This is a genomic window from Emticicia soli (assembly GCF_037860775.1).
In the GTDB taxonomy this organism is placed as follows: domain Bacteria; phylum Bacteroidota; class Bacteroidia; order Cytophagales; family Spirosomataceae; genus Emticicia; species Emticicia soli.
The window spans coordinates 23,323-37,380 of sequence record NZ_JBBEWC010000023.1; the positions used below are offsets into that span (position 1 = coordinate 23,323).

The window sequence follows — 14,058 nt, forward strand, 5'->3', positions numbered from 1 at the left end:
CCCTTTAGGCCGAAATTGGTAAGGCATTAAATCTTAGCCTGAATGTAGTACCTACATCAACAGTGCTTTCTACTTCTATGCTTCCGCCCAGGCTTTCTATTTGGGTTTTAATCATAAATAGCCCTAGCCCTTTGCCATAGGCACGGTCGTGAAAACGCTGATAAAGCCCAAAAATCCTTTCTTTGTATCGCTTTACATCAAAGCCAATGCCATTGTCGGTAAAACTCAGCACAACCCCTTTGGTATCTTTTTGTGTTTCAACTTTAATTTTTAGTGGGCGCTCGTATGCACGGTATTTAATTGCGTTTGTAAGCAGGTTCATCAGTATGCTCGACAGGTAAGCCTCGTTGAAAAACACAGCAGGGGCATTTTTGAAATCGATTTCAATTTCCGGCTGAATTTCTTGCAGTGAATGGCTAATCTGGCTTTTTACTTGCGTAAAAAACTCTTCAAATTTCAGTTCTTTTTGTTCAACAAAGGTGTTCTCTCGTATCAGAATTATGTCTGTCAGGTCGTTTAGTGTATTATCTAACTGCATGGTTGAGGTCTTGAAACTTTCACAAATATCTTTCAGCATACTATCTTCAATGTTTATGTCTTGAAGTAAACTCACAAAACCCAGCAAGTTCGACAGGGGCGCACGCAGGTTATGAGAAATAATAAAAGAGAAGTTTCTTAAGTCGGTATTTTTTATGTTTAATGTATCTATTAGTTTTTCGCGTTCTATCTCCAGATTCTTGCGTTCGGTAATATCTCTGAAATTCACCACAATGGCCCCCACTGCGGGGTCGTTGAGCAGGCTTTGGTAACTGGCTTCAAGCCATTTGTAGTTGCCATCTTTAGCAAGGCTGCGGTACTCAAAATAGCTGGTTTTCTCACTATTTCTTACTACATCCATAAAGGCATCTGCCACCTTGTTCAAATCATCGGGGTGCACAAGGTCGTATCGGGTCTTGCCCAGCAGCTCGGTTTCATCATAGCCCAGAATATGCTTTCCGGTCTGGCTTATTTCAAGCATCACCCCATCAAGGCTCATTAAAATCAAGCCATCGTTACTATTCTTTAAAAGGCTTCTGAATCGCCTCTCATTACTGCGTATTTTCTCTTCAGCCTGCTTTTTTTCAGAAATATCACGCGCGATTTTAGAAACCCCTATCACTTTATTATTACTATCTTTGATAGGCGATGTTGTGAGCGATATATCAATCAATTTATCCCATTTGGTTCGGCGCCGGGTTTCAAAACTTCTGACAACCTCGCCTTTATAAATCTTATCAAAAACGCTGTCTTCTTCATGATAAAGGCTCAAGGGCACAATCTGGTAGATACTCTTACCAATTATTTCGGCACTTGTATAGCCATACATTTTCTCGGCGCCTTTGTTCCAGCTCATTATATTTTTATCGGTATCAATACTCACAATGGCATCGTCTGAATTATTAATAATTGCTGCCAGAAACGCCTGATTCTCTTCGGATGCCTTGCGCTCCGATACGTCTTTAAAATTGCCTACAACGGCATTTACTTCTTTTACCATAAGCATATTGGTAAATGTTCCCTCAAGCCATACATAATTACCGCTTTTGCAGCGCATTCGTAAGGAAGCAGCAATGGGCTCTTCGGGGCTGATAAAAGCCTTGTGCAGTTGTGTGATTACGCTCTCTAAATCGTCAGGATGAATGTTGTTCAGGATATTGGGTATTTCATTGGCAGCGTTTTTATAGCCAAATACTTTTTCGATAATGGGGCTCAGAAACTCTATTTTTTTATCTTCATCGTAGAGAAATAAAAAATCATGGCTATTGGCAAGAATCGACCTGAGCTTTGTTTCTCTTTTGGCTATTTCTTCTTCGGCTGCTTTTCTGGCTGTAATATCACGGCCGGTTGCACATATTCCTTTTATCTGCCCATTTTCTATTACGGGGCTAATCGAATAATTAATCCATAGCTTACTATTACCTTGCAGGTAGGGGCGGTCATACTGAACAGTTTTACCGGTAAGCACCTCATTAATATAAGTCTGAATAATTGCTTTGCGGTCGTCTTCAATAAAGTCCAGAATATAGCGGTCTTCTTCTAACTCTTGCTCTTTGCCCAGCAAGCCAAGCAGGCGGGCATTGTTATTAAATGCTTTGATAATGCCTTGGGTATCTAACAACAGAAAAGCTTCTGAGGTATTATCAAAGATAGCCTTCAAGTTAGATTCTGTCTGCCCGGCTTTGCGTTCTAAAGAAGTGTTGATTGTTGAGACAAAAACACCTACAATTTTTTCGTTTTTGCCATAAATAGGCCTGTATTTGCTTTTATAGCTTATCAGGGTTTTATTGGGCATTGGCAATTCTACCTCATTTTCAAGGGTTTCGCCGGTCATGGCCCATTTATAAAAACTGCTCACCACTTCCTCACGGCCTTGTGGTGCGTAATCCAGAATACTTGTACCTCTTTTTACATCACGCCCGAAGTATTTAAGATACTGCTCTCTGAAATTAATCCCAAAGTCGACAATATGTAAATTGGTATCTACAATCAGATAACTATCTTCAACATAGTTGGCCAAAATATTTTTGTAATCAATCTGCTCTATTAAATAAGGGTTTAATTGTGAAGTTAAATGGTTCATCATGCCTGCAGCAGATACGACATCCTCGTTCATAAAAGTCTTTTTTAGGGTAAGAAAACAGTTTGTGTTTAGTGCTGTAAGGAAACATAGGTTTGTCAGACAAAAATTTATACTAAAGCAATGAGGTCTTGCAGTGCACCAATAGTTAAAGGCTTGGTTAAATAATTAACAACCATGGGGTATGCAAGTGCCTTGTTTTTTTCGGAGGCGGTTATGGAAGACGAAAGAATTACGATTTTGGTTTTATTGAATTGCTGGTAATAATTGCTGGCAAATTCATCCAGAAAATCCCAGCCATCCATATAGGGCATATTTAGGTCTAGAAAAACTAGGTCAGGATAATTTTCCGTAGATGAGGCAGACAACTCGCCATAATAATCAATGGCCTCTTTGCCATTCATTTTAGTGATTATTTCTTGTGCAAAAGATGCCTTTGTGACTAAAAGCTTTATAAAAGTTAGCGTAATTCTGTCGTCGTCAACACAAAGTAATCTTTTTACCATCGTGTATATGGGTTCTAGGTTTAGTAATTTAAAATAAGGAATGCTCTAAAGTAATTATCAGAAATCTTGGCCTTTGTAAATTAGATGTGGTTCTTATATATAGCTAAGAAAAAACTGTAGGTTATTTTTTCTAAGGCACAAATTCTATGCCACAAGGTAGCGAAATTTTTAATATAAATTTTCAAAAAAAGATTAATTGTAATAGTAACACTTTATTGCTTGGAATCATACCATTTATTGGCTTTAAAGCTATATTCGATAGTATTTTCAGTGTAAAATAGCACCACTTGGCAAAATAGCAAAATCGATTTAGCACGGTAAAATAAAGTTTGGCACGGGCTTGTAAATCTAAAACCATATCTGCAACCCAAACGAGCTGTAAAGTGATGAAAGCGGCAGGATGCGAGCTGAAGCTGGTTTCTGACAAACGATTTCAGGTAGCTGCGTTATGCTGATTCTTTCTTATTTTTGTAGCTTCACCAAACAAGCACAAAATTTATGAAGTATTTAGTTTTTTTTGTTCTGCTAGTAGGCATGGTATCGTGCGAGAAAGATAAAGCAGAAACCGGAACTGTGAAAATCAAGGCTGTTTACTCAAAAACAATGCCCGATTTAAGTGTAGTAACAAACCCTGATGCAGGCTCAAAAGTGTATGTTTTTAAAGATGTAAACGTGGGGGCTTCGGGGCTGAGTTTTGATGGTGAGGGTACCATTAAAAACGCTACCCAGACCTTCAAAGCTAACCAAGAACTCGTACTCGACAGTCAGGGTGAAGCCAGCATTAACCTCGACTACGGCGTGTATGGTTTTATATGTGTAAGCAAAAACAAATCAGACAACGTTACGGTTTATTGGCGAGGCCAGACAATCACGCTATCGTCAGCCAGTAGAGATATTGATTTTAAGTTTGATTAATTATCTAATCCTGCCGACCTTAAACCATCGCCACTACTCAATTTCTTATCAATACTCTTCAAAATCTCAAGGTGTTGCAGAAATTCTGAGTTTGTGGCGATTTTGTTTAAGGCCAATAACTGACCTCGATTCACCTCCAGATTGGTAGCCTGCGTAACACGGATGGCATTCATTTGCCCGGCCAAAACCCCAGCAGTTTCTTCGGTTATTGATTTTATTGAGCCCGAGAGTGTGTTTGCGTCTTTATCCTTAATATCTGCGTATGGGTCTATACCTGTTGCATTTTTGACCGTTTCTCGAATGTACTTCTGCCCTTCAACATACGCATTGGCAGCCTCCTGACCGTATTCATTATACCGCTCAAAATCATCTAATACGTTTCTGTCGCCATCGGGCGCATATAAAGAATGGTCAATTTCTTTGGCCAGCCTATCAAACACAGGTTGCATGATTTTGTCAAACATTAATTTTGATGCCACATCTGCCATTATTTCGGCAACTGATTTACCAAAAGCCTCGGCGGCACTTGTACCAGACTTAAATGCATCCACAAGTGCATTGCGAAGATTATTAGAAATCTGGCCGACAAGGTCCTGGATAATGCTTTTACCTTGTTCACGGACTTTTTCCAGTGCCTCTGCTGTTTTTATGGCATTTTCAACCAGCACTTTTTCTTCATCAACCAATGCTTCAGTATTCAGCAGCGATTTTGCTAACTCTACATTTAGCTCTCCCGCAGCATTGATTAAGTCGGGGAATCTTTGGGTCACGTTTGGAGCAAGCACTTCTTTGCCCCAAATACCAAAAATTGGCTTTCCGGCAAGTTGAGGCCCTTTTGCATTCTGCATGGCTTGAATTGCATTTGAGTAATCAGTTGTAGCTTTAACTAGCGCAGCGGCGGTGTCATTTATTTGTCCTTCGTAATTTTTTGTAAAGCCGTTAGAATTAGCTATTGATTGCAGGCGGATACGTTCGGTAAGCAAGATATTATAGTCATTCATAGCCTTATTATAGGCTAATTGCATACGCTGTTCCTCTTTTCTCTGATTGATGATTTTAGAAATAAGGTTTAATACCAAACCTGTTACAGAAGTAACTATTTCGGTGGTTTTAGCTCCCGTTTTTATAATCGAAAAAACAAGGTTTGCCTGCTTGGCTGCCTCTGCCAGAGATTTTCCAAATTTACCTAAATTACCATCGGCATTAGATAACTCCTGCCCTACTTGGCCTAAAATATTGAACACTTCACGGGTGGTATCTACATCTATTTCTGCTAATTTCTTTTTAGCGATTTCAATGGATTCGCCAATCTTATTATATGCGTTTGTACCTGCTTGCCCGACAAGTTTCATCTTTTCTAATTCTGCATTATAATCTTTAATAAATGCAATTATTTCACCTCTTTTTTTGCTTTCAAGAATAGCCGTCAGTTCTTTTTCTACATCCTTTGCTTTATCATCATACCCTCCATTCAATTCATTAAGTGAATTTTGCTCTTGCAGATTTATTTTATTTAATGCCTCTTGGTAGATAGCGCTTTTCTTATCAGCATACTCCTGGTCTAGCCCCGCCCTTAAATCATCATATTTTTTCTGAATTGCCAGCCGTTTTTCTTCGTTCAGATTATTTTCAGTCAGAAAATCCTTAATCAGGTCTTTGCGTTTCTTTTCGGTTTCAACAATCTGCTCGGCAATGAAACCTGCTTTTTGTGGGTCTGACTTGCCTATTTTCTCTTGTTCTTCTTTCAACAAAGCCAGTTTCTCGGTCATTGTGCCTGTTTTCTCTCCGGCTGCCGTTATCTGCTGTTTGTATTTTTCGAAGCTCTGCGAAACCGATTCGAGCGTAAACTGGTAGGTTACCAGGTTTTCTAAATCGGTTGTTGAAGCCGTGCCGCTGGTTTGTTTGGCTTTGATTCCGCCGATTTTCCCTTCAATATACTGCTCATAACTAGCCCCCGACTGCAACAAGTCTTTAAACTGAGCATCGGCGGCCTCTTTGCCTGCAAATGTTACCCAACGGTTGTATAATTCATATTGGGTTTTCTTCTCTGCCAGCCCCTGCTCAAAAATCCGTTGGTCTTCTTTCTGGAGTTTTATCAGTGCCTCACGGTCTTTGTCGGTAGCAGTACCTGTGCTCACTTTTACTTCCAGGTTATTGATTTGGCTGCCGATATACTCCTGATAACTATTGCCCGACTGCAACAAGTCGGCATATTCTTTATCGGCCGATGCTTTGCCTTTCATGGCTACCCATTGCTGGTATTGCTCATATTGTTTGCGTTTTTCTTCAAAAATCTGCTCCGACGTTTTTACGGCAATCAGTTTACTTGCTTCTTCGGCTTTCAGGTCAGCTTCAAGTTTCTGGCTCTGGAGTTTAGCAATATCAGCTTGTTTGGTTTTATCAAGCGGGTTGAGTTTAGCTAATACTTCGCTTGCTTTTTTTGATATGGCTTGCCAATAGGCAAGGCTGCCAAATGGGGCGGCGGTATCGGTGCTACCTTTTTGTTGTTTCTTTAAATAATCTTCAAGCTTTGCTAACTTTTTGTATTCAGCAGTGCTTTTGTCAATTTTCTTTTTCTTGTCCTGAACAGTTTTCAGGTATAGGTCAATATCTTCTTCTGTTTTTGCAAGACTTTTTACAAGGGCAAGATTCCCTTTCGTGTTAGCTTCGGCTAAAGCTTGAGCAAAGCTTTTTCCTGTTTTACCTTCTCCGGCTGTAGTTTGTACACTTTCCTTTAAACGATTAATTGCGTCTTCATAGACCTTGTATTGTTTACTTGTTTTATCTAAACCATTACGGAGTATTTCAAATTTCTGTATTTCTTTCTTTACAAATTCATCAGGCGTAGCAGTATAGGCTTTTTCAAAAGCACTCCTGACTTCTATCATTTCTGTTAGTGCCTGAGTATGGCTTTCTGTCAGACTTTTTACTTCATTACGAGCTGCTTGTAATTTTGACTCATCATAACGTCTATTATCCAAACCAAACCCTGTATAAACATAGGGTGCTTTAGGGGCTTTCTCTAATTCGTCTAATTTTTCTTTTGCTGCCAATAATTTCTGTTCGAAATCATTTTTTTGCGCTACTACTTTCGAAAGTTTGTCAGCATTTGCATCAATAGTAATTTTTCGCTCTGCCGCATTTATATAATCATTAACAGCTTTGGTAAGGTCGGCGGTTTTAGCAGTCTGAAAATCGAGCCCTCTCAGAATATCCGGACTTATAGATTTAAGTTTCTCGTAAGCTTCAAGGCGGACGCTTTCGGCGATGTTCTGATTTTGTAAAATTGACACTAAAGAAGCGATTTCGTCTCTCTGTTTACCTATCTCGGTTTGTATTTCCTTAGTAGCCTCTGCCAGCAAATCTGTTGCCTTAATTATCTCGTAGGTCTCTTCACCAAATGTCGAAAGCGCTGCTGCTGCCGTAATTACAATAGTAGCTATTAAAGCATAAGGGTTAGTTTTTGCTACCAAGTTGAATGCTTGTTGTGCAATTGTAGAACTCTTAATTGCATTTGTAATTGTACTCCAGGCAGAAGCACTGGCACTTAAAGACTGAATTACCGAGGTAGCAATAACAGCAGTTTTATAAACCCCATACATAGCAACCAGCACCTTCAATGAATCAATGCTCTTCTCGAAATAATTCACCATGTCGGCACTAGCTGATATAGCTGATGCCAGAAAACCCTCTTGACCTTGAAGAACGCCATTAAACAGATTGCCGAATGCATTGCTCAATTTGGTTACAGCCCCTTGCAAGGTTTCCGATTGCTGTTGCATTAAGCCGCCAAACATTCCGCCTTGCGCAGTCATCCCCTGAAAAGCCCGCTCTATTTCGCTGAATCCTATCTTTCCGGCTTCGGCCCAGATTTTCACACTATCAACACTCACATTCAAGGTCTTGGCCAACTCAGCATAAATCGGAATACCCTTGCCTGCCAGTTCTTCGAGTTGGTCTTTTGAGGCTTCGCCTTCTTTACGCATGGCTCCGTAGGCAGCCGCTAAGTCGTTGATTGGCATACCTGTGCCAACGGCTATATCGCCAAGCATTTTCAGGTCGTTGGTGGCTGTTTGGGCATTTGCGCCAAAAATAATGAGTTGCTTTGCGCCATCGGCAATAGCGCCAAACTCAAAAGGCGACTGCGCCGCCATCTGTACCACGTCTTGCATCATGGCGTTGGCCTCGGCCTTACTTTTGAGCATTGCGCCAAACGAAACTTCCAATTGCTGAAACTCCCCCCTAACCTTGATAATGCTTCCGGCTACTTCTTTCAGCACCCCTATTACCTCGCTGGCTTCAATTATTTTGGCGGCACTAAACCAGGGTTGGCTTGTATTTGCGCTTTCTTGTATGCCTCTTATTCGTTTCTCAATATCTTCCAAAGTTTTGTTAAACTTTGCGGCATCAATAGACGCCGTAAAATGCAAATTACTCATTTCGTAGAATTGTTGTGTTGGATTTTTTGTAATAGCAAATATAACATTTTACGCTTACATCATAAGCATAAAACCAAGAAATATTTTTAAAATTTTTCAAAATATTTTTTCACCCGTCAGCACAAGCAATGCCAAACCCTGTGCCAATGCACTGACAGTTTTCCTGCGACAAAAATCGCTGACGCGCGCCGCCCCCCTAGCCCTTATTTTTTTTGAATGAAATTTTTTAAAGCAAAAAAATCAATCAGCAAAAATGCAAACTGCTCAAAGAGTATATTATTATTTTTATTAAAATTTAGTTTTGTTTAGTTTAGTTTATTTAATGGTGTCAGTTTAGGTATCAGCTTAGGTGTTAGGTTAGGTATCAGGTTAGGGTGCACTTAAGCTCACAATTTTTGACACCTAAAGTGGCTATTTTATCGTTTAGGTATCAGTTAAGGCATCAGATTCTGATACCTTTAGCAAAGCTTAGGTGTCAGTTTAGGCATCAAACGTTAATACCTAAACGTAGCACTTTCACTGACATAAGATGTCAAATTCTGATGCCTTTCAGGGCTGGTTGCGGGGGTTTCTACACCTTTACTTACGGGACTTTTACGGCCAGAAATTATTGTCCATTTTTCTCCACACCTACCCAATGGTACAAATTTTTTAACCCTCAAAATAAGTTTTACTTACTAGCCGGGCAAACCAAAATGGCTTTTGTATAAAAAAATATGATACAGACATCCACATTTCAGCATATAGCCCGAATCTTGCTAGGGCTTAGTCTTGTGTTTGCAGGCACAGGGCACCTTACTTTTCTGCGGGCTGAGTTTCCGGCGCAAGTGCCTGACTGGGTACCGCTCGACACCGATTTGGTGGTGGTACTCTCGGGTATTGTTGAAATTGCACTAGGCTTGGCGCTGGTATTTGTGCGCAAAAAACGTATCTGGGTGGGGCTAATTGTAGCCACATTTTTTGTGTTGATTTTCCCGGGGAATATTGCGCAGTATGTCAATAAACGAGATGCCTTTGGGCTCAATACCGACAACGCACGGCTTATTCGGTTATTTTTTCAGCCTGTGCTGGTTATGTGGGCTTTGTGGAGCACGGGGGCATGGCAGGCCATACGCACCCGGGGTTTAAAGGTGCTGGCATAGAGTTTTTACATCAGAATACATCAATTAAACCATACAACAAAATGAACAATATAGAAAACACGCCACGCCGTGAGGATGAGATTCCTGCAACGAAAGATGGCAAACAAAACAGCGGCCAACAGGCACAACAAAACAGCCAAAACAAAGGCCAGCAAGGGCAACAGAACCGAAGCCAACAACAAGGACAAAGCGATGCCAATAAGCAACAGGGCGGCAACCTGCATAACAACGAGCAGGCCGACCAAAGCAGCCCCTACCGAGGCCAGGACGGGCAAGAATATGATGTAGATGCCAGCGATGCCATTAATCGCCAGGCCGATTACTCGGGCAATAGTGAGCGAGATATTAACGAAACATCGCAAGAAACGCCCGAAGAAGTGCCAGAAATTGAAGAGGCATCAACTGATGAAGACCGAGACATGGTGTCTCAGCATGATTCAGACCAGAATATCAATCCGGGCGATAAAGCCCCGAATAAGGATTTTAACAGATAATAGAGTACAGTTACTTGCCACACACACCAAGAAGGTGAAAGCCGATTAAAAGGCTTTCACCTTTTTTGTTTTCCTGTTTGTTACTTCAATGCCCTTATGTGTGTAAATCGCTACCCATCAACAATGGCGAAAGTAGGCGTTTTAATTAAGGTATGTTTCTTTTGCGAAGAATTTTAAACGGCTAATTGTCAGAAAAAGAGGCTTTTTGCTGGTGCAAAACAATATTTTTTTGCCCATAGCGTTACCCAAATACCGATAATTGCCTTCAATAAATGGCCGATTAGCCTTACTTAGCAGGCTAAAAGCCACTCAAAAATACCGTGCTTTTCGCTAACGGTATCATTATACGCAAGACGCTAAAATGCTATTTTTTTGGCGTTCGTACAACAAACTCTATAAATCTGCTGCACCAACATGGCCGCTTTAGGCATTGCTTATGCCGGCAATTGTTACACCCTATGCATGGTTTTGTGCCATTGGTAGCGGTTTACGCATTTTGCCATTGTTGATACTTACGAATCGATTGTTTCAACGGCAAGCCCAAGGCCGCAAGCTGACACATAAAAATCAGTAGCTGCGCCAAAGAATTGCCATTAAAAAATTAGAAGACGATGAGCAGAACAAAAAAAATATGGCTTAAAGAAAGTGCCAACCTGAAACAACTAAAAATCTGGACGCTCCTGATGGTATTGTATTTGGCAGCTATTATCCTCTATATCCTTGTCAGAAAAGACACAAACGATTTGAAATACAAAAACGTAAACCGTCTTAAACTAGATTCGCCGAATGCCAAAACAACGGCCTCAACGCCATAGCCATGCCCCGTGGCACGCCTATACTCGTCGGCAACAGGGCGTGGCACGGGTAATTTGGGGGTTAGGTCTTTACTCCCCTACTTGCCTTCGGGAGGCTCTGAGTGGACGAAACGAGCCAGTTTCTGGGAAATAAGTTATTTAATAAAATTATATTTTAATTGCAAAAAAGCAGTAGGTACATAAAATTGAGTGGAGTAGCTTTTTGAGGTTGACGTAAAAGGGTACATAAATCCGCCTTCTAAACTCAACTTTCTCCATTGATATTCACCTTTTAACAAACTACCAAACATATTATTATTTACTTTTAAACTTCCACCAAAATTGCTGGTAGATGGAATTGGCACAAAATCAACACCATAAAATGCTTTTAGATTATAATAAGCTCCTAGAGAAAAACGCCAATGGGTATTCACGTTATAGGTATAATAATGTGAAAAGTTAATAGTTTCATATACAGCATTGATGTGACTAAAAATAGGATTTCCCTGCATATCTTGATTAAGGGTTTGAAAAACTCTGATATTTTTTATTTGTAAACCTGCTCTTAATTTCATTCCGATTTTATATTCACTGTAAACACCAAAGCTTAATCTCGGTTTTGTGTCTATCGATTTTTCTGTAGTAGTACTTAGATAAAGGCTATTTGATTTTGTGAATTCAAAATTCATAGTATAACCTGCAAGAACTCCCAATGAAAGTTTTTGTGCAAAAACTTCATTGGGAGTCAATAATAATAGTATTATCGTTATATATATTTTCATTCAGGAATTATTACTTTAAGAATTTCATAAGAAGTCTTAATAAAAAATCATAAATTATATTTTTATGGACAAACAGGTTCAATTTCTTGCTGTCGCCTCAGATTCTCCCGTGTGCGCCTGCTAAAGCCAGGCAAAGAGAACTATTCCCTTGCACTCAGAACCCCTAAGTGCCTTTGGGAGAAGTTGAGGCGACATAAAATCGTTTTTTATTCCCACTTTGCTTTTTTTTGTTTTCGTTTATATTGAAATTTAAAAATCGCAAGTACACTCGATATGATTATTAAAAATGGTAGTAAAATCAAAGTTCCATCGCTATGATTGTCTAATGGTTTAAATTGTATTTTATTTTTCTTTAAAATTATTAACTCCTTGTCTAAATTTTTAGAAATTAAATTCTCAGTAAAATTAAGTAATATTTTTATTTTGAATTTTTCAAGTTCTAAATTTGATTCTGAACTTAAAATAAAGTCAAAAGCAAAGTATGGATTATTTTCAAGATTTAGTATTTTTAGGTTCGATGGAATTTCTGAATATTTCTTAAATTCAGGAATGTTCCAATTGTGCATTCCACTGTATGGCAAGATTTTTTTAATCTTCAATACATTAGATTGGCTACTTTTAATCCCTTCAGCATAAATCTCAATTTTGTCTACTAATATTTGTGTTTGAATGTGGTTAAAACTTAGGCTTAATCTATAATCTAAACTGTCTTCTCTAGAAAAATGTGTCGAAATTTTTGTAAGCCCAGTATATATATTTTCTATAATTCCTTTTGATGGGTTTTCATAATAGTCAATTTTTTTAATATGTATTACAATCAAAAAAATTGTTAGGCTTAAGCAAGTATAAAGAAATACATTAATTGTCTTTATCATTTAGGTAGTCTGGTTGTCAGGTTTATGCTTGTTAAATCTGTTTGGGCGGTTTCTTCTGATAAATTCGCCCTCTTAGCCTTTTCTTTTAAATATTGCTATTAGTATTTATGATTTATCTAAGGTTTTCATTTATAAGCTATTTTACTCTTAAAGCTTTCCAAATAGACATTTCAAAGTTAAGCAAGAGCCTTCCAATCCTCCACAAACAATTTGCTTTTCAAATATAATCATGTACTTTAGTTTATCAACTATTTTAAATTCAGTTTTCAACAGCAAATTAGTATACTTAAGTGAAAAAACTACTACTCTTTTTACTGATTCCTGCCTTGTCGTTTGCGCAGATTGATAGTACCGATATTATCGTGAAGCAAATGATGGAAAAACAAAAAATTGTCGGGCTTTCGCTCGCTGTTATCAAAAACGGACAAGCCACTATAAACAAAGGCTACGGACTAGCCAATGTAGAGCTAAACGTACCTGTAAACGCCGAAACCGTCATTCGGCTTGGTTCGGTTAGTAAGCAGTTTTTTACAACGGCTATTGTGCATTTAATGCAAGAGGGCAAACTAAGTATCGAAGATTCGGTGCATAAGTTTTTCCCAGATGCGCCCGAAACATGGCGAGCTATTCAAGTAAAACACCTCATGTCGCACACGTCGGGTTTGCAGAGAGAAGCGCCTGCTTATGATAATTTTAAAATCCAGTCTGATTTAAGCGTTATTAAGTCGGCCTACAACTTGCCGCTTGTTTTTAAAACCGGCGAAAAATACCAGTATTGCAATTTAGCCTATTTTATGTTGGCCGAAATTATTACACAGGTGAGTGGCATGCCCTGGCAAGATTATATCCGTGAGAAACTGTTTTTACCAGCGGGCATGAACAACAGCTACCTGACCGATTTCTACCAGATTATCCCGAATCGTGCCAGCGGTTATATGCACAACAAAGGCACCCTGATTAATGCCACAGCCATGCTAGGCATTCGCCCCAGCGGTGGGTTTCTCTCTACTTCGTCGGACATGATTAAGTGGGAAAAGGCACTCAGCGAAGAAAAAATTATTCTTAAAAAAGACAATTGGGAAAAACTCTGGACACCGTTTATTAAAACGTCTGACAACGCAAACTCAAAGGAACATTATGGTTTCGGCTGGCTGATTGACGAATACAAAGGCCATAAATTAATTGTACATGGCGGCTCAAATATCGGGTTCAGGTCGGTATATGCACGTTTTGTAAATGATGGCTTCTCGATTATCATTCTGACGAATACCGACGAAGCCAATCCAAGAGCCATCGCCAATGCCCTTGCTGATTATTATTTTAGGAGTAAGTAGACAGAGGTGTTAAAATGGCTTTGATATCGCCTCAGAGTCTCCCGTGTGCGCCTGCCAAAGCCAGGCAAGGGGACTCTGAGGCCTAACTAATATCCTCGCACTCAGAGTCCCCTACGTGCCTTCGGGAGACTCTGAGTGGACAGAAATCACCCTATTTACC

Annotated in this window: 10 protein-coding genes; 5 read left to right on the top strand and 5 right to left on the bottom strand. The window is 39.5% G+C overall.

What is annotated here, in order from left to right:
• Nucleotides 1–4: 4 nt before the first annotated feature.
• A complete protein-coding gene (locus tag WAE64_RS24090; protein ID WP_340240653.1) occupies nucleotides 5–2,653 on the bottom strand; it encodes a PAS domain-containing protein in 2,649 nt (882 codons plus the stop codon).
• A 74-nt stretch (nucleotides 2,654–2,727) separates the two neighbouring features.
• Nucleotides 2,728–3,123, bottom strand: coding sequence for a response regulator (locus tag WAE64_RS24095; RefSeq protein ID WP_340240655.1), 396 nt, complete (start codon nucleotides 3,121–3,123; stop codon nucleotides 2,728–2,730).
• Nucleotides 3,124–3,621: 498 nt separating this feature from the next.
• Here WAE64_RS24095 and WAE64_RS24100 point away from each other — a divergent pair, with 498 nt between their 5' ends.
• Complete coding sequence (locus WAE64_RS24100) at nucleotides 3,622–4,038, top strand: hypothetical protein (protein WP_340240656.1); 417 nt, start codon at nucleotides 3,622–3,624, stop codon at nucleotides 4,036–4,038.
• On the opposite strand, the gene WAE64_RS24105 is transcribed toward WAE64_RS24100, so the two are convergent.
• A complete protein-coding gene (locus WAE64_RS24105; protein WP_340240658.1) occupies nucleotides 4,035–8,477 on the bottom strand; it encodes a tape measure protein in 4,443 nt (1,480 codons plus the stop codon). The two genes, WAE64_RS24100 and WAE64_RS24105, sit on opposite strands and share 4 nt — an antisense overlap.
• Nucleotides 8,478–9,193: 716 nt before the next feature.
• On the opposite strand from WAE64_RS24105, the gene WAE64_RS24110 reads away from it, so the two are divergent.
• The 3 genes from WAE64_RS24110 (at nucleotide 9,194) to WAE64_RS24120 (ending at nucleotide 10,928) form a co-directional block, all read left to right on the top strand.
• Nucleotides 9,194–9,619, top strand: a complete 426-nt coding sequence (locus tag WAE64_RS24110) for a DoxX family protein (RefSeq protein WP_340240660.1) — start codon at nucleotides 9,194–9,196, stop codon at nucleotides 9,617–9,619.
• Between the two features lie 41 nt (nucleotides 9,620–9,660).
• The gene (locus WAE64_RS24115) at nucleotides 9,661–10,113 is read left to right on the top strand and encodes a hypothetical protein (RefSeq protein WP_340240661.1); all 453 of its coding nucleotides are present in this window, start codon (nucleotides 9,661–9,663) and stop codon (nucleotides 10,111–10,113) included.
• A gap of 611 nt (nucleotides 10,114–10,724) precedes the next feature.
• Nucleotides 10,725–10,928, top strand: coding sequence for a hypothetical protein (locus WAE64_RS24120; protein WP_340240662.1), 204 nt, complete (start codon nucleotides 10,725–10,727; stop codon nucleotides 10,926–10,928).
• Nucleotides 10,929–11,062: 134 nt separating this feature from the next.
• Here WAE64_RS24120 and WAE64_RS24125 read toward each other — a convergent pair whose 3' ends face one another.
• Nucleotides 11,063–11,689: a hypothetical protein gene (locus WAE64_RS24125; protein WP_340240663.1), complete on the bottom strand. Its 627-nt coding sequence runs from the start codon at nucleotides 11,687–11,689 to the stop codon at nucleotides 11,063–11,065.
• A 206-nt stretch (nucleotides 11,690–11,895) separates the two neighbouring features.
• Nucleotides 11,896–12,564: a hypothetical protein gene (locus WAE64_RS24130; protein ID WP_340240664.1), complete on the bottom strand. Its 669-nt coding sequence runs from the start codon at nucleotides 12,562–12,564 to the stop codon at nucleotides 11,896–11,898.
• 290 nt (nucleotides 12,565–12,854) lie between these two features.
• On the opposite strand from WAE64_RS24130, the gene WAE64_RS24135 reads away from it, so the two are divergent.
• Nucleotides 12,855–13,898, top strand: coding sequence for a serine hydrolase domain-containing protein (locus WAE64_RS24135; RefSeq protein WP_340240665.1), 1,044 nt, complete (start codon nucleotides 12,855–12,857; stop codon nucleotides 13,896–13,898).
• Nucleotides 13,899–14,058 lie beyond the last annotated feature (160 nt).